25 protein-coding genes are annotated in these 23,544 nt (G+C 68.8%); 5 read left to right on the forward strand and 20 right to left on the reverse strand.

Features of this window, described 5'->3' with window-relative positions:
* Window positions 1–282: 282 nt before the first annotated feature.
* The 10 genes from AC1HFH_RS21650 to AC1HFH_RS21695 form a co-directional block, all read right to left on the reverse strand.
* Window positions 283–882, reverse strand: a complete 600-nt coding sequence (locus AC1HFH_RS21650) for a hypothetical protein (protein WP_480244612.1) — start codon at window positions 880–882, stop codon at window positions 283–285.
* Between the two features lie 134 nt (window positions 883–1,016).
* Window positions 1,017–1,973 (reverse strand): MlaD family protein, encoded by a 957-nt coding sequence (locus tag AC1HFH_RS21655; RefSeq protein WP_480244613.1) that lies wholly within the window; start codon window positions 1,971–1,973, stop codon window positions 1,017–1,019.
* Complete coding sequence (locus AC1HFH_RS21660; protein ID WP_480244614.1) at window positions 1,970–3,043, reverse strand: MlaD family protein; 1,074 nt, start codon at window positions 3,041–3,043, stop codon at window positions 1,970–1,972. Before AC1HFH_RS21660 ends, AC1HFH_RS21655 begins: the two co-directional genes overlap by 4 nt.
* Window positions 3,043–4,140: an MlaD family protein gene (locus AC1HFH_RS21665; RefSeq protein ID WP_480244615.1), complete on the reverse strand. Its 1,098-nt coding sequence runs from the start codon at window positions 4,138–4,140 to the stop codon at window positions 3,043–3,045. Before AC1HFH_RS21665 ends, AC1HFH_RS21660 begins: the two co-directional genes overlap by 1 nt.
* Complete coding sequence (locus AC1HFH_RS21670) at window positions 4,140–5,153, reverse strand: MlaD family protein (RefSeq protein ID WP_480244616.1); 1,014 nt, start codon at window positions 5,151–5,153, stop codon at window positions 4,140–4,142. The genes AC1HFH_RS21665 and AC1HFH_RS21670 overlap by 1 nt, the downstream gene beginning before the upstream one ends.
* Entirely contained in the window at window positions 5,141–6,133 is a 993-nt protein-coding gene (locus AC1HFH_RS21675) for an MlaD family protein (RefSeq protein WP_480244617.1), read from the reverse strand. The genes AC1HFH_RS21670 and AC1HFH_RS21675 overlap by 13 nt, the downstream gene beginning before the upstream one ends.
* Entirely contained in the window at window positions 6,130–7,164 is a 1,035-nt protein-coding gene (locus AC1HFH_RS21680) for an MlaD family protein (protein WP_480244618.1), read from the reverse strand. Before AC1HFH_RS21680 ends, AC1HFH_RS21675 begins: the two co-directional genes overlap by 4 nt.
* Before the next feature lie 8 nt (window positions 7,165–7,172).
* A complete protein-coding gene (locus AC1HFH_RS21685; RefSeq protein WP_480244619.1) occupies window positions 7,173–8,039 on the reverse strand; it encodes an MlaE family ABC transporter permease in 867 nt (288 codons plus the stop codon).
* On the reverse strand, window positions 8,040–8,885 hold the full coding sequence (locus AC1HFH_RS21690; RefSeq protein ID WP_480244620.1) for an MlaE family ABC transporter permease: 846 nt from the start codon (window positions 8,883–8,885) through the stop codon (window positions 8,040–8,042).
* 196 nt (window positions 8,886–9,081) lie between these two features.
* Entirely contained in the window at window positions 9,082–10,179 is a 1,098-nt protein-coding gene (locus tag AC1HFH_RS21695) for a calcium:cation antiporter (RefSeq protein ID WP_480244621.1), read from the reverse strand.
* Window positions 10,180–10,313: 134 nt separating this feature from the next.
* Between AC1HFH_RS21695 and AC1HFH_RS21700 the strand changes: the two genes are divergently transcribed.
* The 3 genes from AC1HFH_RS21700 (at window position 10,314) to AC1HFH_RS21710 (ending at window position 12,143) form a co-directional block, all read left to right on the forward strand.
* Complete coding sequence (locus AC1HFH_RS21700; protein WP_480244622.1) at window positions 10,314–10,970, forward strand: phosphate signaling complex PhoU family protein; 657 nt, start codon at window positions 10,314–10,316, stop codon at window positions 10,968–10,970.
* Between the two features lie 139 nt (window positions 10,971–11,109).
* A complete protein-coding gene (locus AC1HFH_RS21705) occupies window positions 11,110–11,886 on the forward strand; it encodes an HNH endonuclease family protein (protein WP_480244623.1) in 777 nt (258 codons plus the stop codon).
* Window positions 11,887–11,918: 32 nt separating this feature from the next.
* Entirely contained in the window at window positions 11,919–12,143 is a 225-nt protein-coding gene (locus AC1HFH_RS21710) for a hypothetical protein (protein WP_480244624.1), read from the forward strand.
* On the opposite strand, the gene AC1HFH_RS21715 is transcribed toward AC1HFH_RS21710, so the two are convergent.
* From AC1HFH_RS21715 to AC1HFH_RS21740, 6 genes are all read right to left on the reverse strand, one after another.
* Window positions 12,124–13,329, reverse strand: a complete 1,206-nt coding sequence (locus AC1HFH_RS21715) for an FAD-dependent monooxygenase (protein ID WP_480244625.1) — start codon at window positions 13,327–13,329, stop codon at window positions 12,124–12,126. The genes AC1HFH_RS21710 and AC1HFH_RS21715 overlap by 20 nt on opposite strands.
* Window positions 13,330–13,503: 174 nt before the next feature.
* A complete protein-coding gene (locus tag AC1HFH_RS21720) occupies window positions 13,504–14,145 on the reverse strand; it encodes a PadR family transcriptional regulator (RefSeq protein WP_480244626.1) in 642 nt (213 codons plus the stop codon).
* A gap of 118 nt (window positions 14,146–14,263) precedes the next feature.
* A complete protein-coding gene (locus AC1HFH_RS21725; RefSeq protein ID WP_480244627.1) occupies window positions 14,264–14,635 on the reverse strand; it encodes a DUF3817 domain-containing protein in 372 nt (123 codons plus the stop codon).
* Window positions 14,632–15,099, reverse strand: coding sequence for a transcriptional regulator (locus tag AC1HFH_RS21730; protein ID WP_480244628.1), 468 nt, complete (start codon window positions 15,097–15,099; stop codon window positions 14,632–14,634). Before AC1HFH_RS21730 ends, AC1HFH_RS21725 begins: the two co-directional genes overlap by 4 nt.
* Window positions 15,100–15,239: 140 nt before the next feature.
* A complete protein-coding gene (locus AC1HFH_RS21735; protein ID WP_480244629.1) occupies window positions 15,240–16,124 on the reverse strand; it encodes an oxidoreductase in 885 nt (294 codons plus the stop codon).
* 42 nt (window positions 16,125–16,166) lie between these two features.
* The gene (locus AC1HFH_RS21740) at window positions 16,167–17,081 is read right to left on the reverse strand and encodes a sigma-70 family RNA polymerase sigma factor (protein ID WP_480244630.1); all 915 of its coding nucleotides are present in this window, start codon (window positions 17,079–17,081) and stop codon (window positions 16,167–16,169) included.
* Window positions 17,082–17,185: 104 nt separating this feature from the next.
* On the opposite strand from AC1HFH_RS21740, the gene AC1HFH_RS21745 reads away from it, so the two are divergent.
* Together AC1HFH_RS21745 and AC1HFH_RS21750 are read left to right on the forward strand one after the other, a co-directional pair.
* Entirely contained in the window at window positions 17,186–17,818 is a 633-nt protein-coding gene (locus AC1HFH_RS21745) for a TetR/AcrR family transcriptional regulator (protein ID WP_480244631.1), read from the forward strand.
* Window positions 17,819–17,893: 75 nt separating this feature from the next.
* Entirely contained in the window at window positions 17,894–19,921 is a 2,028-nt protein-coding gene (locus AC1HFH_RS21750) for an MDR family MFS transporter (protein ID WP_480244632.1), read from the forward strand.
* 19 nt (window positions 19,922–19,940) lie between these two features.
* On the opposite strand, the gene rdgB is transcribed toward AC1HFH_RS21750, so the two are convergent.
* The 4 genes from rdgB to AC1HFH_RS21770 form a co-directional block, all read right to left on the reverse strand.
* On the reverse strand, window positions 19,941–20,549 hold the full coding sequence (gene rdgB, locus AC1HFH_RS21755) for an RdgB/HAM1 family non-canonical purine NTP pyrophosphatase (protein ID WP_480244633.1): 609 nt from the start codon (window positions 20,547–20,549) through the stop codon (window positions 19,941–19,943).
* 2 nt (window positions 20,550–20,551) lie between these two features.
* Complete coding sequence (gene rph / locus AC1HFH_RS21760; protein WP_480244634.1) at window positions 20,552–21,322, reverse strand: ribonuclease PH; 771 nt, start codon at window positions 21,320–21,322, stop codon at window positions 20,552–20,554.
* A gap of 325 nt (window positions 21,323–21,647) precedes the next feature.
* A complete protein-coding gene (locus AC1HFH_RS21765; protein ID WP_480244635.1) occupies window positions 21,648–22,412 on the reverse strand; it encodes a cyclic nucleotide-degrading phosphodiesterase in 765 nt (254 codons plus the stop codon).
* Window positions 22,413–22,481: 69 nt separating this feature from the next.
* Window positions 22,482–23,195 (reverse strand): rhomboid family intramembrane serine protease, encoded by a 714-nt coding sequence (locus AC1HFH_RS21770; protein ID WP_480244636.1) that lies wholly within the window; start codon window positions 23,193–23,195, stop codon window positions 22,482–22,484.
* Window positions 23,196–23,544 lie beyond the last annotated feature (349 nt).

Below are 23,544 nucleotides of genomic sequence, written 5' to 3' on the forward strand. Positions count from 1 at the left end.
ACCGATACCGGTGCGTCCGGAGCCTGCGGGCCGGCACCCGACCGCCTGAGCTCTGACCGATCCGCCGACACCCACCAACACCCCCGAGCATTCCTGCGCTGGACACGCCGCCCGGATCAGTCGGCGGCCGCGAAGCCCACGGCCGCAGCCGGAACGCAACCTTGACCGGAGGCACCTCATACAGCGGCTGCACGTAGACCGGCACCGGTGGACGGCGCCGCGGAGTACCGGATCGGCGCCTGCCTGCACCCCGAGCATTCATGCCTGGCTACGCATCTCGCATCAGTCGACGGCTGCGGCTGCCGGGGGAAACACGATCGGCGGCAGTGGGAACGGCAGCTGGATCGGTGGAGGTGGCGGCGGAGGAGGTGGCGGAGGAGGTGGAGGGGGCGGAGGCGGCGGAGGTGGCGGCGGGGCCGGAGCCACCGGGACGTTCACCGGAGGCTCGTAGACCGGCGGTGGTTCGTACACCGGCACCGGTGGCGGTGGTGGTGGTGGTGGAGGAGGGGGCGGCGGAGGTGGGGCGGGGGCCGCTGTCTCGGAGGGTGGCGCGGGTGTGCATTGCCAGCTGTCGGCCACCAGTTCCCACCGCGCGGTGATCCCGCCGGCCGAGCAGTTCCCACCGATATGCCGAGCCGGCCACGGCGGGCCGTCCCGGCCACCGAAGGCGGCGCCGATCACCGCCGTGGCGGAGCCGGGCGTAGCGGACGAGCCGGTGGTCGTGGCCGGTTCCGAGCTGTCCTCGGCTTCCTCACCCTGTTGGAACCACATGATCAGCGCGACCGCGACCACCAGGGCGAGCACCGCGACCAGTACCGCGGCAATCGCGAGTACCCGGGTATTCTCCGGCCCCGGTGCGGGGCCGTCCTCGGACTGCTCCATCGCAACCGCCTCTGCCGCGGGAACCGGGACTTGCTCCGGTCTGCAGGCTACCGCACGATTGCTGCCCTGCTCACCGGATCCAACTCAGACCTCCTGGCCAGGGCATACCGCTATATCCAGCGGTTGCCGAACATTCACTTGATTGCGACCCGGACGCGGATGGAGTCGGCATCGGTATCGGCCAGCGCCTGATCCACCAGGGCACCCAGGTCGATCCGGGTAGCGCTGTCGGTCACCGCCTCGGTGAGTGGACGCAGGCCGGGCAGCAGCTCGCGCAGCTCGGGGCCGTGCTGCTCTAGCCAGGCGGTCAATCGCTCCAGGAACGGAACCAGGCCGCCCTCGGCCAGATAATCCTGCGGGTCGATGCTGTCGGTGGCCAGCCGGCCGACCGATTCGACGAACTCATCGAGGGTCTTGCTGAACCGGACGAAGCTGGGGGCGGCGGCCGAGGTCGCCGGTCCGGCCCACTCGATGTCCTGAGCGACGTACTGGAAGTTGTTCAGCAGTTCGGCGATCGCCGGGGATCGGCTCATGATGGTCGCGGCCAGCAGTTCGCCGGACCGGGCCAGCTGGGGCATCGAGTCCTCGGTACCGTCCAGCGCCACCGCCATGGTGTCGACCAGCGAACCGACCACCGCCGGGTCCAGCTGGTTCACCGTGCGGGTGACCATCCGGGCCACATCGGGAATCGATACCGGAGTGCGCACCTGCTCGCCGGCGAGCCGCTGACCGTCGTGAACGTAGGGACCGTCGCCGGATTCCGGTGCGAACTGCACATACGGTTCGCCCAGCGAGGAGAGGTGCTCGACGGTGACGGTGCTGTCCACCGGCAGCTCGTGTTCGGCGCCGAACCGGAAGTCCACCCGGACCCCGGCCGCGGTGTTGTCCACCGCGGTCACCTCGCCGATCTCGATGCCGGTGAGCAGGATCGGTGAGCCCGGGCTCACGCCGCCGGAGTTCTGCAGCACCAGCGACGCCCGGGTGTAGTCGGCGAACGGGTCGGCCCGCACCACCCCGAAGGTCAGGTAGCTCGCGCCCAGCACGGTGATGGCGGCGATGCCGCCGAGCGAGGCCAGGGTTCCGATCTTCATCGCACCGCTCCGATCATGCGCAGGACCTGGACGAGCTGGGCCAGCTGGTCGCCCGCCGGATCTGCGGAATCGGCGATCCGCGCCCCGGTGATGTTCACCTTCGGCCCGTTCTCGGCGAACGGAATGACCTTGTCGCGCAGCAACGCGATCAGCAACGCGGTATTGGCCGGCGACCGCAGATCGGGGCCGCCGGTCGCCAGCGGGACGAACGCCTGGACCGCGGCATCGCCGGATTCGGCCAGTGGTGCCAGCCAGGCCAGTGATTCGCCGGTGGGTCCGAGTGCCGCGAACACCTCCATCACCCCGCCGATCGATTCCTGTGTTCCGGTGAACGCGGTCACCGCCTCGGGCGTCAGGATGTTGGTCAGCTCGTCCGGGATATCGTGCATGACCTCGGCGTTCGAGGCGAGGCCGTCGACCAGCAGGTCGACCCGATCCAGGTTGGCGGCCAAGTCGGCGGCGTCGGCGCCGAGGGTGGCGGCGATCTGCGCGGTCCGGCGCGGGTCCTCCGGCAGCACCGAATTCACCCGGTTGACGATGTCCTGTAGCTGCCCGATGGCGCCGCCCTGGACGAACATCGCCATGGTGGCCATGGTGTCCTCCAGTTGCACCGGTGTCCTGGTGTGGTCGATGCCGATGGTGTCGCCGTCGGTGAGCAGCGTGCCGAACCCGTCGGCGGGTGTGGTCAGCGCCACGTGGATATCGCCGAGCAGGGTGTCCTGGCGCAGTTCGGCGACGGTGTTCTCGGGCAGCTGCACCGACTGCCGGATATCGGCCTCGACCAGCACATAGCCGCCCCGACCGGCGGGCGCCGCGGCCGGCGGGACGACGGTGACCGCATCGACGATGCCGATCTGGGCACCGTTCGCGATCACCTTCGACTTGGCCGGCAGGTTCAGCGCGCTGGCGAACTCGATGCCGATGCGATAGGTCGGGCCGGAGACAGTGGACCCGGGCACCGGCACGTCGGCCGGGTCGAATCCGCAGCCGCCCACTGCCAGCGCGGCCGCGCAGGCCAGTGCGACGGCGCCGCGGCCGAGGATCGTGCGGTGTGTTCGCTTCCGAAGCATCAGCGGGCACCTGCCGTTCCGAGTACCAGGGGTACGAGATCGATGCCGGTGGGGCCCGCAGCCGGATCGGGGCACCCGCCGGGGGTGAGGTCGTTCACCGCAGCGCACACCTGCTGGGCCTGATCGGCGCCCAGTGGTAGCTGCGGTGCCGCATAGGTGATCGCGGTGCCGCCGTCCGGACCGGCGATGGTCCGGAAAGCACTGGTCAGCGCAGGCATCATCAGGACGATATCGCGCAGCGAACCGACTTCGGACTGCAGCAGCCGCACCAGCGGCACCGAATCGTCGAGTGCCCGCAGCAGCGGGTCACCGAGGATCACCGTGAGGTCGTTCAACATCGGCAGTACCTCCCGCAGGCCGTCGAACAGCCCGATGGCGGGGCCGAGCAGATCGTCGGTGGCCATATCGAGCAGTGGCGCCAGCCGGGTCAGCATGGACCGCAGATCGCCCCAGTTGGCCGCCACCCGGTTCGACACCGATGCGAAGGCGTCGAACAGACCGGCCAGGTGCGCGATATCGGCGTCGGGCGAGTTCAGTGCGGCACCCAGCTTTTCGACGAGCGCGTTGATCCGCGGGCCGGCGCCGGTGGTCGCGGTGTCGATGGCGGCCAATCCGTCGGCGAGCGGACTCGGCTGCGCCGGATCGGTGCCGGTGAGTTCGTCCGACAGCGAGGCCAGTGCGGTCAGCGTCTCGGTGAGACTCTTCGGGGTCAAGGTGTCGGTGATGCACCCGCCGGACCATTCGGTGCGGTCCGTTCCGCTGCTGAGTACCGCGAGGTTGCGGTCCGCCGCGACGGAGAAGGCGACCGTGGTGGCCGACGCGTCGGCGTACACCGGATACTCCGCGTCGACCGCGAAATCCACCCGGACCCGGGCACCCTGGTTCTGCACGGCGGTGACCTCACCGACGGTGATTCCGCGCATCGTCACGTGATTGCCCGGATACAGCCCGATCGCGTCCGGCATCAGGGCGCAGTAGGCGCGGGTCTCCTTCATCGGATCGAAGGCGATGAAGTACCCCGCGACCACGGCAGCAACCAGCACGACCGCACCGGCGATCGACATGAATGCCTGGCTGCCCAGGATCTTGTTCCGCATCAGCACGCCTTCCCGGGCAACGGCACGCACACCGCACGGCCGGAATCGTCTACGACGACACCGGAACCGGGCACCACCAGGCTGTTCAGATCGTCCTGCAGGCGGTGCACGGTGTCGATGAGCGGTGTCATGCCCTGTTCGAGTTCCTGCAGGCGCGGCAAGGCTTCGGCCAGTGCCTGCGCCCGGGGGCGCAGGGTCTCGTCCCAGCTCGGCGCGAGGGTGGCGACCCGCTGGACGACGCTGACCAGCAGCCGCACCGCCTCCGCGAGTTCGGCACGTTTGCTCAGCAGCACGTCTTCGAGCAGGTTGACCTTGTCCATCATCCGGCCGAGGTCGGCCTTGGCGCCGTCGTACATGGTGATGTACTCGTCCAGGATCGCAATGGATTTCGATACCTGATCGCGTTGCCGGTTCAGCGCGTCGACGTAGGTCTCGACGACATCCAGGGTGGTGCGCAGGCTCTCCGGCGCCGCGTCGAGGGCGCTGTTCGCGGCGACCAGGTTGTCCCGAAGGATATTGCCGTCGATCTCGTCCAAGGGCGTGGTCGCCTCCTGGAATGTCTCGATCAGGCTGTAGGGCAACCGGATCCGATCCGATGGGATCGGCTGATCACCCAGCGGCCGGTCCCCGGCCGGGAACAGCGCGACGTAGTTGCCACCGACGACGGTGAGCATCCGGACATCGAGGGAGGTCCGGTCGCCGACGAACACATCGGAATCGACGGTGAACCGCATGATCACCCGGTCCGGTTTCAGCTCCAGCGATTCCACGCTGCCCACCGAGATCCCGGCCAGCCGGACATCGTCGCCGACCCGCACCGATTGGGCTTCGTGTAGCTCCGCGGTATAGGTCTGTTTGCCGAACGGCACCACGTACAGCACCGCGGCCGCCGCCAGCACCACCACGACCAGGGCCACCCCGATGAGTCCCATGCGCAGTTCCCGGCGGAGTTTCGCGGGTTCGTCGAGCACCCGACGCTCGCGGAACAACCCGGACAGGCTCAGCCGTTGCATACCGTGACCTCCTGTCCGGCGATGAGGATCTGCAGCGGCACCGGCACATCGGCGGCGCCGTTACTGCAGTCGAACCCGTTCCTCGGCAGGGCGGCGTCCAGGGTGCCCAGCAGGCCGGGAACCCGGGAGAAGACCTCGACGGCCTGCTGCGGGTCGGGGAACAGGCTGCGGATCAGCGCGTCGATATCGGCGCTGCCGTCCTCGGTGATGCCGAGCCCGGTCAGCATCCGTTCCACCGGGGCCAGCACCGGCGGAGCAGCGGCGGCGAACCGGACCACCCCGTCGATGTTGCGCTGCATCGACTCGAAGATGTCGGTGAGCCGGGCCAGCAACGGGACGAGGTGCCCGACCCGGCCGCCGTGCCGGTCCGCCAGCTCGGACAGGTTGCGGATCAGCGTGCCGATCACCTGCTGCCGGTTGTCGACGTATCGGGCCAGCTCATCGATGGCCGACAGGGCGGGGCCGAGACCGGTACCGTCGCCCTCGATCACCGCGAGCATGCTCTCGGTGAACTTGTTGATCGACGCCGGCGACAGGGTGGCCAGGACCGGCTTCAGACCGCTGAACAGGCTGGTCACGTCGAACGACGGCACCGTCATATCGGTGCCGATCGGCGCGCCGTCCGGGATCGGTGTTCCCGGTACCGGCTGTTGCTGCAGGTCGATATAGCGCTGGCCGGTCAGGTTCTGGTACCGGATGGCCAGCACGCTGTTGTCGTAGATGGGCGTATCGGTCTTCACGGTGATGTGCACGGAAGCCCGGGTGCCCGCGAGCCGGATTCCCTCCACCTTGCCGACCTGCACACCGAACATCCGGACGTCGTTGCCCACCTTGAGCCCGTTGGCATCGGTGAACAGCACTTCATGCGCCTGGGTCTCGCCGTCCACCGGCCGTTTGATCAGGGTGAACACCGCCACCAGCACCAGGATCATCGCGGTGGCGAACACACCGAGCCGCCATGCGGCGCCGCGCGCGGTCATCGCGTCCCCCCGTTCCCGAACAGCGGTACCGCGATGGCGGGCACCGATTGCAGCTCCAGCTCCAGATCGAGTTCCGGACCGTCCGGCCCGGCCGGCATCGCGCCGTCGATGTTCGTCAGCAGTGCGCGCAACGCGGCTCCGGTGTGCTGCGGTGTGGTCGACATCCGGGCCAGCGCCGCGAGCATCGGCGCCAGCATGTCGGTGGTCTCGCCGAAGGTGTCCTCGGCGGTACTCAGGGTCGTGGTGAGAGCGGGCAGGATGCGGCCGCCGAGGACGCCGACCCCGATGTCGTAGCGTTCCTTGTCGACCTGGGTGATCCGGATGTCGCGGATCTGGTCGATGACCTCCATCGTGGCGCCGGCGAACTGCCCGCCGCCTTCGAAGGCCGGACCCAGTCGGCCGAGCAGGTCCGAGGGCGCCATCGTCTGGTTGTCGGCGATCGTCTGTGCCACCGTGATCAGGGCCTGCAGCAGCGGCGTGAACGATTTCAGGTCGGCGGCCACCCGAGCGATCACCGTCGCCATCCGCGGGCTCATCACGGTCATCCCCACCTGCGACATGCCGCGCAGGATGGCGCTCATGGTGGCGTCGTAGACGCGATCGCCCTGCGGCCCGGTCAGATCCAGGACCTGACCGGCGCGCAACGGCTCGCCACCGGGACCACGACGCAGCTCGAGCTCGCTGATCCCGAACAGGTTGGTCGGCGCGTAGTCGACGGTCAGGCTCGAATCGATACCGTGCAGCCGGGATTCGTCGAGGGCCAGCTCGATCCGCTGGGTGCCGCGAGTTCCGGGCGCCACCGCCGCGACCGAGCCGACCGTCACCCCGTCGACCCGTACCTGGCTACCGCTCTCGATGCCGTCACCGATTTGCTCGGTGTGCAGCGAGACGTGCAGGCGGTCGTCGGTGCGCAGGTTGCGGTAGGTCACCGTGGCGAGCACCACGGCCGCGATGAGGCCCAGGATGATCCCGCCGGTGAGGCGGGTGCCGCGGCGGGTGGCCGCCACTCCGGGCATTCCGTAGTTGGGCATTTACTCGTTCACCCCGTGAAACTGATCGCCGAGTTGAAGCCCCAGAGCACGATCGACAGCACCATGTCGATGGCGACGATCGCGACGGAGCTGGCCCGCACCGCCCGGCCGGAGGCGATGCCGACGCCCTCCGGCCCGCCGGTGGCGAAGAACCCGTAGTAGCTGTGCACCAGGATCACGACGGTGCCGAAGATGGCGACCTTGATCACCGCGGCGATGACGTCGAATCCCGAGACGAACTGGAAGAAGTAGTGGTCGTAGACGCCCGCCGACTCGCCGTAGACGAGGGTCAGCATGCCGCGGCAGGCGAGATAGGACAGGATCAGCGCGATCAGGAAGGTCGGCACGATCGCGATGGCACCCGCGATCACCCGGGTGGTCACCACGAACGGCACCGAACGCAGGCCCAGCGCCTCGATCGCATCGATCTCCTCGGAGATCCGCATGGCGCCGATCTCGGCGGTGATGCGGCAGCCGGCCTGGGCGGCGAAGCCGATGGCGGCGGCGATGGGCGCGAGCTCGCGGGTGGTGGCGTAGGCGGAGATGACGCCGGTGACCGGGCCCATGCCGAGCATGTCCAGGGACGCGAATGCCTCGACCGCCACCGAGGCGCCCATGACCAGGCCGAGCACGATCATCATCGGGACGGTGCCGCCGCCGACGATCACCGAGCCGCGGCCCCAGGTCATATCCGTGATGGCCCGCATGGTTTCGGCACGGTAGCGCCGGACGGTGATCGGCACCGCCGACAGCACCTGCCAGACGAAGGCGGCGACGAAGCCGAGCGATTCGACCCCGGCGGTCAGCCGCTTTCCGGCCCGCGCCGGGCGGCGCACCCAGGCCAGGGGTTTCGGTAGGTAGAACGACGTTGCCATCTAAGCCAGCTTCGTGGGTAGGAACATGGCGCTGATCTGGGTGGCGAGCAGGTTGACGATCGCGATCGAGACCACCGAGAGCACCACCGCCGCGTTGACCGCGTCGGCAACGCCGCGTGGCCCGCCCTTGGCTTCGAGCCCGCGCTGACAGGCGATCACCACCACCAGGAATCCGAAGATCAGCGCCTTCAGCAGGGACACCCAGACATCGCCGGCGGTGGCGAAGGCACCGAAGGTGGACCAATAGCTGCCGGGTGTCACACCCTGGCCGCCGACCGCCACGGCATAGCCGGCCAGCACGCCGACGAAGATGATCAGGATGTTGAGCATCGGCGCGACGATCATCATCGCCGCCATCCGCGGAATGACCAGCCGGTGCACCGGGCTGATGCCCATGGTGTTCAGCGCATCGATCTCTTCGCGGATGGTGCGGGCACCGAGGTCGGCGGCGATGGCTGCGGCGCCGGCGCCGCCGAGCAGGAATCCGGTGGCGATCGGGGCGCCCTGTTTGATCACGCCCAGCCCGCCGGTGGCGCCGAGCATCGAGTCCGCGCCGAGGCTGTGGATCAGATTGCCGACCTGCACCGAAACGATCACGCCGAACGGGATGGCCATCAGCACCGCGGGGATCGCGGTCACCGTGACCAGCCGCCAGGCCTGCAGCAACGTCTCGCGCCACTGGAACCGGCGCCGGAGGAGATCGCTCGCACCGCCGGAGACGGATTCCTGGGCCAAGGCCACCGCGCGCCCGAAGGTCCGCAGCGACGACACCACCGTATCGGTGAAGTTGTCGCGGACGATCTGGATCGCGGTGTCGCGCGTCGCGGTTCCGGGTCGGGGGGCCATCAGCGATGCCCTCTCGCGGACCGCGAGGCGCGGGATGGATAGGAGTTCATACCGCACTCTCTGGTTCGGCGTCGGTGCCAACTCCAGCAAAGTAATAGGTACTCTACGTCACAACAAAATTTAGATGGTGTGACGCTGGTCTCCGAAATATTGTCTGCCGGAACACATCGAACGAAATGTGATACCGGCAACAACCCTACGGGCTGGCCGCCAGGAAAAGGAAGGCGCCGAAGATCGCCAGGTGCACGCCGCCCTGCAGCAGCGTCGCCCGGCCGGGCACCACGGTCATCCCGCCCACCACGATGGTCAGCGCCAGCAGCACCATCTGCGTGGCTCCCAGACCGAGCAGCAGCGGTCCGGTCAGCCAGATCATCGCCAGCGCGATCACCGGAATCGTCAGCCCGATACTGGCCATGGCCGACCCCAGCGCCAGGTTCAAGCCGATCTGCACGCGGTCCCGGCGGGCCGAGTTGAATGCCGCGATGGTCTCCGGCAGCAGCACCAGCATGGCGATCACCACGCCGACCGCGGCCAGTGGCAGCCCGGCAGCCGCCACACCGCGTTCCAGGGCCGGTGAGATCACCTTCGCCAGCCCCACCACGCACACCAGCGAGAGCAACAGGAAGCCCATACTGACCGGCATCGGGTTCGGCGCCGGTAGCGCGGGCACCGCCTCGGGTTCGTCGTCGACCACGCCGTCACCTTCGACCGGCAAAAAGTCGTCCGGGTGACGCACCGTCTGCACCAGCACGAAGAGCAGATACAGCGCCAGCGAGGCGACACCGGCGAACGCCAGCTGCCCGGGCGAGAACTCCGGCCCCGGCTTGCTGGTCGTGAAGGCAGGCAGGACCAGGCTCAGCGTCGCCAGGGTCGCGACCGTCGCCAGCGCCGCGCCCGTCCCCTCGGAGTTGAATACGGCCACCCGCCGCCGCAATGCGCCCACCAGCAGCACCAGCCCGAAGATGCCGTTGCAGGTGATCATCACCGCGGCGAACACGGTGTCGCGAGCCAGTGTCGCTGCCTTCTCCCCACCCGACACCATCATCGTGACGATCAGTGCCACCTCGATCACGGTGACCGACACCGCGAGCACCAGCGAACCGAACGGCTCCCCCACCCGGTGCGCCACTGCCTCGGCATGCTGCACCGCCGCGAGCACCACACCGATCAGCGCGATCCCGGCCAGGACCGTCACGACCGCGGGCAGCTCGCGTCCCCAGGTGGCCAGGAGAACGATCAGCGCCAGCAGCGGCACGGATACGGTCCATCTCGATATCGCCTGCACAACCGTCATGGTCTCCATGGTGTCAGTTGCCACCCGGCAACCGGCCGATCCGCGCCGGAGCTCACACCCCGGATCGCCGCGGCGCCGGTACAACTTTTCCGATGAATCGACCCGCACCGCGTCGATGGGGAACAATCTTGCGCGTGCGGACCCAGTTCACCCTCGAACTCATCGCGTTGACGAACGACCTCACCCGGATGTGCAGACTTGCCGAAGACACGGCGGCCCGAGTCACCGACGCCCTGGCCGATGCCGACCTCACCGCCGCCTACGAGGTATTCGCATTCGACGAGCAGCTACAGGAGATGTACGCCGCGGCCGAGGCGCGCACCGTCGTCCTGCTGGCACTCCAGGCGCCGGTCGCGCGCGATCTGCGGCATGTGGTGACCGCGATCCAGATCGCCGGTGAGCTGTCCCGGATCGGCCACCTCACCAACCAGGCCGCCGGACACGTCTACAACGCGCACCCGGAACACGTTGCGCCACCGAAGATTCTCGATCCGCTGATCGAGATGGGCCGGCTGGTGACCACCTGTGTAGCGCAGGCCGGTACGGCCGTATCGACCGGACACTTCCGCGATGACGACGAAACCACGACCGCGGCAATGGAAGTACTGCACAAACGGTTGCATACCGCGATCACCGATCCGGAGTGTGCGCTTCCTCCGGCCGCCGCCATCGACCTGGCCATGCTCGGCAACCACCTGGAACGCTGCATCGACCACACCGGCCGGGTCGAACGGCTGATCCGCTTCCTCGACACCGGGATCCCGCCCACCGCCGAGGCCGAAGCAGGCTGACGGATAACACCTTTCGGCTATCATTGTGGGAAAGGTCATACATGTCGGACGACCTCGGTCGTAGCCTCGCCAGGTAGGTTGTGCCGGTTCGAGTTCGGCGACGACCGGTCACGGGGCCGGCGAAGTGTGGTGTGGTGGCATGGCAGCAGGATTCAACTGGTCGGTAGTACGCGCTCATCCGCTGACCAAGCGAGCCGGATCGGTGCTGCTGGTGGCGCTGCTCATCGGTATCACCTACCTGTTCTCCGAACGGTTCACCGATCCGGGCGGCACCGCCGATGCGGCATCGGCCGGCGCCGATGTCACCGCCGAGGTGGAGAAACTGAAGGTGGTTGCCGAAGCGCCGATGTCCGGCTATGACCGGGACGCGTTCCCGCACTGGGACGATGCGGTGACCGAACACGGTTTCGGTACCGAATTCGCCCGGTACTCCGAATGCACCACCCGCGAGGTGATGCTGCTGCGCGATGCCGAGGGTTCGGTCCGGCTGGATCCGCAGACCTGTGATCTGACCGTCGGGGCCGACGGCGGCTGGCGCGACGGCTACGGATTCGTCGATCGCCGGACCGACGAGATGCGCCCGTACAAGTGGATCACCGATCCGACGAATGTCGACGCCGAACATATTGTCGCCCTGGCCGAGGCCTGGCGCTCCGGAGCGGACGCCCTGGACGAGGACACCCGCCGCCGGATCGCCAACGACGCCTTGAACCTGCAGGCCTCCGATCCGTCGGCAAACCGGTCCAAGGGCGATCAGGACGTCGCGAACTATCTGCCGCCCGGGACATTCCGGTGCGAATATGTCGGGCGATACGTCCAGGTCAAGCTAAAGTACGGGCTGAGCGTCGATCCCGACGAGCAGGCCGCACTGCGCACCGCGGCCGCCGACTGCGCCCGCGGAGGAGAGAGCCGATAGCCGAGTTCGCCGAGCTGCCCGAGGCGGCGGTGATGACCGAGGAGGAGGGCACCGTATCCGGTGCCCTCGATTTCATGCTCGACGCTGCCGGGCACGGCCTGGTCCGCTACCACGGCACCGAAACCTGGCTGACCATCGGAAACATCGACGGCGACGAGCCCCGCACCTGGACCGAGCTCACCGAACTGACGCAGGCTGTCAGCGCTTCGGGTGACGACCGGGACAGTGCCGGCAACGTCATACCGTTCGAGGCCTGAACTCCGGCACCCGGTCGTCCCAGGGGATGCGGTACCGCTGCTCGGTGGCGAGTGTCTTCTCCGGATTCATCACAGTACGGACCAGCAGCGGCAGCAGCGCGTTCATCATCCGGCGCGCCATCGGCCCCGGCGTCTTGCTGCGGTTGATCTTCGCCGCCCGGTTCGCGATCGACTCGACCCGATTGCGCCGAAGCTGCTCGTAGGCGGCGAACGCGGCGGGTGCCGACAGGTCCCGCAGGCAGCGCGCCAACTCGATCCCACTCTCGATGGCGAGTGACGCGCCCTGGCCGGAACTGTTCGACGGCGCGTGCACAGCATCCCCGATCAGCACCATCCGGCCCCGATACCAGTGCGGTACCGGCGGCATGATGTGCAACGCACCGGTGATCTCCAGGTCGGCGGCGGTGGTCCGGCGGACGAACTCACCGCCCGGGTCGTCACCCGCGTAGGTTTCGCGCAGGATCGGCAACCAGTGGTCGGCACCGAGCTCCCGCGCCTCGGCGAGCGAGAGATATTCGGCGTGCGGAAGATTCGCACCCCAGGTGACCGTGCCGTCCCCGGCCTGCCAGTACAGGTAGTAGGCCCGGGATCCGAACGCGAAGGTCATTGTGTCGGCCGGCAGGTCCCGATCGCTTGCGATACGCGCACCGAAGCCGAGCATCCCGGTGTAGTGCGGCCCGGGCGCCGCCGGGTCGATCAGGCCGCGAACGGTCGAGCGGATGCCGTCGGCACCGATCAGAATGTCCGCAGTGGCCGTGCTGCCGTCGGCGAAATGTGCCGTGATCGCGTCGGCCTGCTCGTCGACATGGGTGAGCCGTTTGCCGTAGCTGAACGGCACCCCGGCGGCGACTGCGTGATCGTGCAACGTCCGGTGCAATTCGCCGCGATCGACGACCTGCAGCGGCGGTTGATCGGGCAAACCGGGCACACGATGCACTCGGTCGCCGACGGCCAGCCGCATCCCGGTCACCGGTACCGCAATGCCGCGCACTGCATCGCCTGCCCCGACGATATCGAGTGCGGCCATTCCGTTGGGGGCCAGGGCGAGCCCGGACCCGATCCCGTCGGACGGCCCGGGATAGGCCTCGTGAATCCGGGCATCGATGCCTACAGCGTGCAGGGCGGTCGCGGTCACCGGCCCGGCGATCCCGCCGCCGATGACCAGGGCGGTTCTGATATCGGACATGGTTCGACTCCGTTCAGGGACATGGTCGAACCGCCGCCGCAGCCGCACCCGGCTACTCTGTAGGTGCCAGCCTCGTGGCCGGGTGCGCGACTCGCGCGGGACGGTTCGAGACGGTTGCTGTGCTCGGTGGCGTGTTGCCGCACGCCACCGAGCACGGTTGTTCACAATGGTCGGTCAGTCTTCGGCCGGTTCACCCTCCCCTCCCAGCTTCCGAGCGGGACCGTTCAAATGGAAATCCCGCCATCGGTCCAGATCCGGGAACGAACCGGCCCGCAGCTCGTCCCGAAGTGACCGGGTCCAGTCGGCTTCGGCCCGCAGCATGGCCAGTCCGTACTCGGATTCGACGGTGAACAACCGCGGTAACCCGGTCTCGCGGACCTCGGCCAGTTCGGTGGTGGTGTCGTCGATGGTGCGCTGCAGCGCGGCCACCCGGCGATCCAGTAGATCGGCCACGTCTTCGGGCGGCAGGGCCGCCAGGATCGACAGGCCTGCAGTGAAACGATGGTATTCGGGTTCGGGGCAGGCGAGTAGTTCCCGCGTCCAGTCGACCAGCTCGGCGCGGCCCGCCTCGGTGATCGCATAGATCACCCGCTCGGGCCGGGCGCCGTCGCGCTCGCTGCCGACCACCTCCAGGAATCCCGCCCGGTCGAGGTTCTGCACCACTGTGTAGAGCGAGCCCCACTTGATGTCCATGTCCCGGTCTTTTCCCCGGGCGCGCAACGTGGCCGCGATCTCGTAGCGGTGCATCGGCCGGTCCGTCATGACGGAGAGCACCGCCAACGCGAGCAGGTTGTTCACCTTGCGCTTGGTCGCCATGACACCTCCCTCGCGGCCGAATACTCGTCTACGAATATACGCCTACGAGCAACTTGTGGCCAGGCGTGGTCGACGGGAACCGGACAGATCGGAGCGGCGCCGCCCGCCGGGCCGGGCCTCAGAGTCCGTAGGTGCGCTTGATCTCGGCGGCGTTGCGGTGTTCGACGAAGAACGAGAGCAGCGGGACCGTGCCGGCGAGCAGGGTGCCGACGGTGCGGCCGATCGGCCAGCGCACCTTCACGGCCAGGTCCGCGGTGACCAGCAGATAGACGAAGTACACCCAGCCGTGCACCACCGCGATCCAGCTCGGGGTGTCGGCACCGAAGATGTACTTCGCGATCATCTCGACGGTCAGCAGCAGCAGCCACAGACCGGTCACCCAGGCCAGGACGCGGTACCGCAGCAGCGCACCGGCGATCTTGCCGTTCCCGGCGGCAGGTGCCTGCTGCGGGCCGGTGGTGGTGGGGGCGGTGTCCTCGGTGGCGCTCAACCGGCGCTCCTCTCGGGGGCGTGCAGGCCGGCCGAGCGGACCTGCGCATCGATATCGCCGGCATGCAGTTCCGCGAGGTACCGGTTGTACTCGGCGAGCTCGGGATCGTCGGCGCGGGGGGCTTTCGGCCGTTCCGGCAGCAGACCGGCGGGAATTTCCCGGGGCCGGTCGTCCCGGGATACGGAGCGTCGCGGGAACGAACCGCCGGAACCGGATTCGGCGTCCGCCTCCTGCTGTTCGACCGCCTCCCGCTCGAGCCGGACGAATCGGAAGTAGGCGAACACCGCGAACGCGGCGAACAACGGCCACTGCAGGGCATAGCCGAGATTCTGGCCGGTACCGGACGCCGATTCGAACCGCTCCCACTGCCACCAGGCCAGGCCGAGGCACCCCAGCGCCGCGACGATGACCAGCGCGATCAGAGCCGGGCGGTTGTACCCCGGGCGGCGCGATGAATCGGACACGTCGACCACGGTACTCGCCTACTACAAACGACGTAGGAACAGGTGACCGGCTCGAGGCGCCGGTCACGCTCCGCTACCGCCACCGGGACACCCGGCCCCGGCGCGGCCGTGCTCCTCCGACCGACCGGCCCGGCACCGGATCAGGCGGTCTGGAATGCGTAGCTGATGCCGGTCATCCGCTCCGATTCCGCCCACAGCCGCCGCTGCAGCTCCCGGCTCCGCGAGATCCGGCTGGACGGGCAGGACTCCACCGGCCCCTGGGACTGGAACCAGCGATTCGGGCCCCAGTACACCTCCGGGTCGGCCGCCGGGTCGGTGGCGGCGAACAGGGTGGAATGCGCCGCCCGGGCCGGCGGGTGCCCGACCAGCCGGATCACCGGTTTGCTGATCCGGTCCAGCGGGGTCTCGGTCCGCGCGAACAGATCGGTGGCCGAGACGCCGGGATGGACGACGTAGGAACGCTGCGGTGCACCCGCTTCCCGCAGCCGGTGCTGCAGTTCGCGACCGAACATCAGGTTCGCCAGCTTGGCCTGCGCATAGGCGAGATTGCGCTGGTAGCGCCGGTTCTCGTAGTTCAGGTCGTCGATCCACAATTTCGGGGTCTGTTTGTGCGCGATGCTGGCGAGGGTGACCACCCGGTCGCCGATCCGATCGAGCAGCAGGCCGGTCAAGGCGAAGTGGCCCAGATGGTTCACGCCGAACTGCATCTCGAACCCGTCGACCGTACGGGCGAACGGGATGTTCATCAGACCGGCGTTGTTGATCAGCACATCGAAGGCACCGAGCCCGTCGGCGAAGGCCCGCACCGAGCCCAGGTCGGCCAGGTCCAACGCCCGTACCCGGACGTCGCCGGGTATCTCGTCGGCGAGCTGCTGGGCTTTGGACACGTTCCGGCAGGCCATCACCACCGTCGCGCCCCGGGCGGCCAGCACCCGGGTGGTTTCGACACCGAGGCCGCCGTTGGCCCCGGTGATCACGAAGGTCCGGCCACTCTGATCCGCGATATCGCGAGGTTTCCACGCCATACGGCGACCTTACTCTCGAGTAAGATCCAGCGGAAGGGGCACTCACAGCAACTCGGCCAGCGCCCGGGCACAGCCCGGCCGGCGCAGCTTGCCCAGCGCCTTGGCCTCGATCTGCCGCGCCCGCTCCCGGGAAACCCCCAGTTCGGCACCCACCTCGGCGAGCGTGCGGGCGTCGGCCCGGTCGAAGCCGAACCGCAAACGCAGGACCGCCGACTCCCGGTCGGTCAAGGTGGCCAATGCGCTGTCGACATACCCGCGCCGCAGACTCGTCGTTGCCACCACATCGGGCGCCGGACCACAATCCGGAAGCAGCTGGGCGAGTTCCCCGCCGTCCTCCCCCACCGGCGTGTGCAGCGAGGCCGGCTCCGGCTCCAGCCGGAGCAGCTCGGCGACCCGATTCTCCGGAACATCGGCAGCCGCAGCCACCTCGGCGATCCGCGGGTCCCGGCCGAGTTCCTGGGCCAGCACCCGGCGAGCCCGGGTGACCCGCTGCAGGACCTCGGCGACATGGCCGGGCAGCCGGATTGTGCGCCCCTGGTCGTTGAGCGCCTTACCGATGGCCTGGCGAATCCAGAAGGTGGCATAGGTCGACAGCTTCAACCCGCGGGTGTGGTCGAACTTGTCGATCGCCCGCATCAGCCCGACCGTGCCCTCCTGGATCAGGTCCAGCAGGGACAGACCGGTCGTCGTCGGAAACCGGCGGGCGATCGACACCACGAGCCGCAGATTCGCGCGCACCATCCGATCCTTGGCCCGGAGTCCATCGGCCACGGCGCGCTGCCACTCCGGGTGATATGCGGCCGCCTCGGGCGAAGTTTCCACCAGCCGGGCGGCGGCCGCCCGCCCGGCGGCGACCCGCACCGCCAGATCGTGCTCCTGATCGGCGGTGAGCAGCGGGGTTCGCCCGATCGCGGCGAGGTAGTCGCGAACGGAATCGGTGGTGACAGCTGCAGGCATCGGACCTCCTGGTGAGCAGCGCCGGACGAAGCCTCACAAATTTATATCCGACCTAATTTTATGTCAATACTTTTTTTATGATCGCCACGCGGTAATGTCGGGGCATGACCGAACAGCACGGCCTGCGCGCCAGAAAGAAGCAGCAGACCAGGGAGAACATCTCCAACACCGCCACCCGGCTGTTCCTGGAGCGCGGCTTCGACCGGGTGACGATCGCCGATATCGCCGCCGCGGCCGAGGTCGCCAAGATGACGGTGACCAACTACTTCCCCCGCAAGGAAGACCTGGCGCTGGATCTGGGCCCGGTGTACACCGAACAGCTCGCGCAGGCGGTCCGGGATCGCGCACCCGGCGAATCGGCGCTGGCCGCCCTGCGCCGGACCTACCTCGCGGCGGTCGCCGCCCAGGACCCGGTGGTGGGGTTCAGCGGGCCCGAGTTCGCCCGGATGATCGACGCGAGCCCCGCCCTGACCGCCCGGCTGCGGGAGTTCCACGACGAGCGGGAGTCAGCGCTGGCCCGGGCGCTGGCATCGGAAACCGGGGCGCCACCCGGAGACCTGCGGCCCCGGGTGGCGGCCGCGCTCCTGGCCGGGGTGCATCGGGTGCTGTTCGAGGAGACCATGCGACGCACCCTCGCCGGCGAACCGAATCCCGATCTCGCGGCGGCCGTGCAGGCCCGGATCGGCGAGGCTTTCGCCACCTTGGAGCCGAGTCTGGGCACCTACGCGGTCCGCTGAACGGCGGCACGAACCGCGAACCTGTGCCGTGTCACTGACCGTGGCGGGGATGGCGGTGCACCCATACTGGGCCTCGTGACCGGTCGCGTTTCCACCGACGAGCCTGCCGAGCCGATGAGCAGGTCGAGGACCAACCTGGTCTTCGCCACCATCGTGCTCGGGATGCTGATGGCCGCCCTGGACCAGACCATCGTCTCGACCGCGTTGCCGACCATCGTCGCCGACCTGGGCGGCGCCGGGCATATGGCCTGGGTGGTGACGGCATATCTGCTCGCGGAGGCGGTTGCCACGGCACTGGCCGGGAAACTCGGCGACCTGTTCGGCCGCAAACTGATCTTCCAGCTCAGCGCACTGATCTTCATCACCGGTTCGGCGATCGCCGGGCTCGCCGGGGGCATGGTGATGCTGGTGCTGGCCCGCGCCGTCCAGGGCATCGGCGCGGGCGGGTTGATGGTGACCTCGATGGCATTGATCGCCGACACCATCCCACTGCGTGACCGGGGCAAATACCAGGGCGCGCTGGGCGCTGTCTTCGGTGTCACCACCGTGCTCGGCCCGACCCTGGGCGGACTGTTCACCGACCATGCGAGCTGGCGCTGGTGCTTCTACATCAATGTCCCGCTGGCCGTGCTGATGATCGCGGTCGCCGCCCGAACGCTGCCGGAGGTCCGGGCGGTGGTGCGGCCGATCGTCGACTATCTGGGCATCGGGCTGGTCGCACTCGGGGTGAGCGCACTGATCCTCGGCCTGGAGTGGGGTGGCACCGAATATCCGTGGCTGTCCTGGCAGATCATCGGACTGTTCCTGGCCGCCGCGGTGCTGATCACCGCATTCGTGCGGGTGGAGCAGCATGCCGCGGAGCCGATGCTGCCGATGCGCCTGTTCGGCGCCCGGGTGTTCACGGTGTCCTCGATCCTGAGCTTCATCGTGGGCTTCGCCATGCTCGGATCGATGACCTATCTGCCCGCCTATCTGCAGTATGTGGACGGCGTCTCGGCCACCGTCTCCGGGCTGCGGACACTGCCGCTGGTAGTCGGGCTGTTCATCACCTCTATCCTGTCCGGCCAGGTCGTCGGGAAAACCGGGCAGTACCGGTACTTCCCGATCGTCGGCACCGCGGTGATGGCGCTCGGCCTGGGCCTGATGTCGACGATGGGACCGGGCACCCCCACCTGGCAGGAATCGCTGTACATGCTGATCCTCGGGCTCGGCATCGGATCGGCGATGCAGGTGCTCACCATCGTCGTGCAGAACACGGTGCCCTATGCCGACCTCGGGGCCGCCACCTCGGGAGTGACCTTCTTCCGCACGCTGGGCAGCGCCTTCGGCACCGCAGTGTTCGGCACCCTTTACACGAACCGGCTGGAACCGGCGCTGGCCGAAGCGGTGCGCGAGGTGCCCGGCGTTCCGCCGGCCGCGGTGACCGACCCGCAACAGCTGCGCGAACTGCCCGCCCAGCAGGCCGCCCCGATCATCGACGCCTATGCGGCCTCGATCGACCACGTCTTCCGCTGGGTGGTGCCGGTCGCACTGGCCGGTTTCGTCATCGCTTGGTTCCTGCCGCAGGTCCGGCTGCACGACAGTGCCCGGCACGGTGCCGGTGATGTCGGCGAAGGCTTCGCGGTGCCCGACTCCCAGGACCGGGTGGTGCAGCTGGAGCGAGCCGTCGCAACGACGGTGCAGCGGGCCCGGGCCGACGGAGTACTCACCCGACAAGTGCTGGCAGCCGCCGGCAGCTCACTCGGCATCGCCGAGGCCTGGGCGCTCGGACAGGTCTATCTGCACGAGAAGGTGCGCGGCTCGGCCACCTTGCACGACATCGCCTTCCGGCACCGGATCCCGGTGGAAATACTGGCGCCGATCTTCCGGACCGTCGCGGCCGAGGACTACCTGACCGACGAGGCCGGTCGGCTCACCCTCACCGACCGCGGCCGAACCGAAGTGGATCTGCTGCGCGCCGGCTGGCGTCGCTGGCTGGGTGATCGCCTCGACGACTGGAACTGTGCCGATCCGTCGGAACGCGAACTCATGGACCGGGCACTGTCCCGGATCGCCGCCGAACTGCTGGATCAGGACACCGACCGGCCGCCGATCGCACAATGAGACCGGCGGCCGTGCCGCATCACTCGGTCAGCGCCACCAGAGTCGGCAACAGCTGTTGCAGGGCCCGGCCACGATGGGAGCGCGCGTCCTTTTCCTCCGGCTCCAGTTCGGCCGCACTGCCGGTGGCGTCCTCGGGCAGGAACAGCGGGTCGTAGCCGAAACCACCGGCACCGGCCGGAGTCCGGGCGATCCGGCCCGGCCATTCCCCGCGGGCGAGCGTGACCTCGCCGCCCGGAACAGCCAGCGCGCAGACCGAGACGAACCGGGCACCGCGCCGCTCGTCCGGTACATCGGACAGCTGACCGAGCAGCAGCGCGTTGTTGGCGGCGTCGTCACCGTGCCGGCCCGCCCAGCGAGCCGACAGCACCCCCGGCATCCCGTTCAACGCGTCCACCGTCAGCCCGGAATCGTCGGCCACACACGGCAATCCGGTGGCGGCGGCACCGTCCCTGGCCTTGGCCGCCGCATTCTCCTCGAAGGTCGCGCCGGTTTCCGGGGCCTCCTCGTATGCGGGAACGTCGTCGAGTCCGAGCACCGCCAGGCCCTCGACACCCGCCTCGGCCAGGATCCGCCGCAACTCGCGCAGTTTCTTGGCGTTGCGGCTGGCCACCAGCACCTGCCGGGCCACGGCTACTTCCGCTTCGCCGGGTCGGGCTCGGGCAGCTCACCCGGGTACGGCTCGGCCAAGGCGGCCTTCTGCACCTCGAACAACTGCTCGCAGCCGGCCAGCGCCGAATCCAGCAGCTTGTCCAGCGTGGACCGGGGGAACGTCGCACCCTCACCGGTGCCCTGGATCTCGACCAGGGTGCCGGTGTCGGTGGCCACCACGTTCATGTCGACCTCCGCGCGGGAGTCCTCCTCGTAGGGCAGGTCCAGCCGTACCCGTCCGTCCACCACGCCGACACTGACGGCGGCGATCGCACACGAGATCGGCTGCGGGTCGGCCAGCGCGCCCGCCGCACCCAGGTAGGTGACCGCATCGGCCAGCGCCACATAGGCGCCGGTGATCGCGGCCGTCCGGGTACCGCCGTCGGCCTGCAGCACATCACAGTCGATGGCGATGGTGTTCTCCCCGATCGCGGCGAGGTCGATACAGGCCCGCAGGGAACGACCGACCAGCCGGCTGATCTCCTGGGTGCGGCCGCCGACCTTGCCCTTCACCGACTCACGCCCACTACGGGTGTGCGTGGCGGCCGGCAGCATCGCGTATTCGGCGGTCAGCCAGCCCAGCCCGGAGTCCCGGCGCCACGGCGGCACCCCCTCGGTGACGCTGGCCGTGCACATCACCCGGGTCTGCCCGAACTCCACCAGCACCGACCCCGCCGGATGCGTGGTGAACCCCCGGGTGATCCGTACCTCGCGGAGCTCGTCGTCCGCCCTGCCATCGGCTCGCCTAGACATGCCGGGGAGTCTATTGGTGCACAGGAATGCTCACGACGACGGGTTGGCCGGGCAGGTGATCCGGGCCCGTCCGCGGCAACGGACTTCATCCTCGAACCTGTCGATGGCGGTACGAATCGTGGGCCCGGCAGCATCACCTGTGCACCCTAGAGCCGCAGGGCCGACTCCGCTCCCGACGCAACCCCGTCGGGAGCGAGTCTTACGAGCGACGACCAGGCCCGCCCCTCGAATCAGCCCTCGAAGCGCATGCGCCGAAGGCGCGAGTCTCGAGGGCTGATTCGAGGGGTTAATAGGGCCTGGTCCGCACCCGAGCGGAGCTCGGCCATCAGACACTAAAGGTCTCGCCGGGGGACACCGCGTGGACCGGGCCGGCGAAGGCGGCCTTCGCTTCGGCGATGACATCTTCCCGGGACGTCCACGGCGGGATGTGGGTGAGCAGCAGTTCCTTCACTCCGGCCCGGGTGGCGATCTCACCGGCCTCGGTACCGGACAGGTGGATCCCCGGTGGCCGGTTGGCCGGGTCGTGGGTCCAGGAGGCCTCCGACATCAGCACGTCGGCGCCTTCGGCCAGCTCGACGACCGCATCGCACATCGCGGTGTCGCCGGTGTAGACGAACACCCGGCCGGTGGCGGTGGTGATCCGCAGGCCGTACGACTCCGGCGGGTGGTACATCCGCCGCGCCAGCACGGTGTGGCCGGGCCCGAACGGAACGGCTTCGCCTTCGACCCACGGCTGCGCGTCGATGACATCCGACCAGTTGTCGGTCTCGCCGCCGACCTCGGCGGAGGCGTTGCCGATCCGCAGCGGCGCATCGGACGGACCACGCACCAGCGCCCGGCCGACCGGCGGGTTCGGGTGGTAACGGCGCCACACCAGCAGGGCGGGCAGATCGAGGCAGTGGTCGGCATGCAGGTGGGTCAGGAAGATGTCGACGTCACCCGGGTTCAGGTAGCGCTGCAGCGCACCGAAGATGCCCGGCCCGAAATCGATGACGGTCGGCTTCATATCCGGGCCGGTCAGCAGATAACCCGACGCTGGGGAGTCCGGGCCGGACACACTGCCCGAGCACCCGAGGACGGTAAGGCGCATTTCCCCATGCTGCCACGACGGATCGGTAGTCAATGCAGGATCCCCCCATTTCCCATTCCGGACCCCGGGTTACCGCACGCTCGCTGAGCGGGCAGCCGGTGTTCCACGGCGGCGTCGACGTTCATTGCCAGAGAGTACCCAGCCGGCAACCACTCCACCCACGGCCCCGAAAAGATGGCCCTGCCAAGAAATCCCGGGCTGTCCTGGCAGCACACCCCACAGCAGGGAGCCGTACAGCACCAGGACCACCAGACCGAGCACGATCTGGCCGGGGTGCCGGGTGAACCAGCCGCGGCAGATCAGGAACGTCAACCAGCCGAATACCAGCGACGATGCCCCGACGTGCAGGCTGCCCGGCGCCCCGGTCAGCCAAGTACCGATACCGGCGACGAACCAGATGGCGGCGGTGGCCGCGAGCCCCCGGGCGATCCCCGAGGCCAGCACCAGGAACCCGAGCACCAGCAGCGGGAGCGTATTCGCCAGCAGATGCCCCCACCCGGCATGCAGCAGCGGTGCCCACAGCACTCCGTCGAGGCCGTCGAGCTCGCGCGGCTCGATCCCGGCGGCGTCGAGCTGCCGGGAGCTCGCTGCGTCGACCGCTTCGACGGCGTACAGGAGCAGGACGAAACCGCCGATCAGCAGCCCCGACCACAACCAGCGCGCCCGCAGCGCCGCAGCTCGGCTCGCCGGTGCGTCCGAACGCCTGCCACCGGACACCTCCCCGCGCAGCGCCGCGATCCGAGCCGGATCGAACGAGGGCCCCATCCCTGCACCACCGGTCATCTGCACTCTCCTGCCCGGAAGAACTCGACCCTTCCCAGCGTACCGATCCCGGCACTGCCACACCCGGCACACACCCCACCGGCAGATGCCCACAAGCGTGCACCGAAACGCGCCGTCGTGCATCACCGGCGATGCAAGACGGCACGAATCAATGCAAGGACCGACGGCCTCCGAATCCGGCTCGGGCCGGCCTCGGGCAGCGACCGGGGCCCAGCCACGCCCGAGCATCGAACCGCGAGCCGCCGGCCCGAGGGCCGGACAACCGAGACGTCCCAGTGGCCGCAGCAACTACCGAAACGCCGGATGGGGCCCACGCAACTCCGCAGGAAGACCAGCTGAAGGAGCTGTG

The organism is Nocardia sp. KT25-26 (assembly GCF_056627695.1).